1 pseudogene is annotated in these 483 nt (G+C 51.8%); it reads left to right on the forward strand.

From position 1 onward, the window contains the following. Nucleotides 1–277: 277 nt before the first annotated feature. A pseudogene (locus ALO64_RS19350) lies at nucleotides 278–464 on the forward strand (hypothetical protein); the annotation flags it as partial. Nucleotides 465–483: the final 19 nt, after the last annotated feature.

A 483-nucleotide genomic window follows, 5' to 3' on the forward strand; every position in this document is an offset into this window, starting at 1 on the left:
TTTTGCAGCGCCTCCTTAATTGTAACGGTTTTGAGACTCAAAGCGCCATCATGTGATGGTACTTTGATGGCTCGCGAGAAGTAGAAAAGATAATAAATAAAACATCGAAACAGTAATTAAACAGCCATAAGTCGCTCCCCTGTTAAGAGGGGAAAAAACGCGACAGCGGGCAACTTTTGCCCGGAGAAAAGAGTAAGCCGCAAAGGCAAATGACGACGAGTTAGTTCTGCGCACGTGCGCAGGCAGCCAGTTAATTGAAACGTAGTTGGAGAGCAATATGAACAAGCGAAAGATGATAGGCGCGCACTCGGCGCTGGCCTTGCTGGCATTGGCAGTTTCCCAGGTGCACGCCGCTGACCCTACTGTGCAACAAGGCCGCGAAGACCGCGCTGAAAAAGCCGCGCAAGAAACCCTGGCCAAGATGAGGCGGCACCGGCGGCTGGGATGTCAAGCCGCTGACCAACTAGGGAAGGTCTGAAAAAG

Source organism: Pseudomonas meliae, from assembly GCF_001400515.1.
Lineage (GTDB): Bacteria > Pseudomonadota > Gammaproteobacteria > Pseudomonadales > Pseudomonadaceae > Aquipseudomonas > Aquipseudomonas amygdali.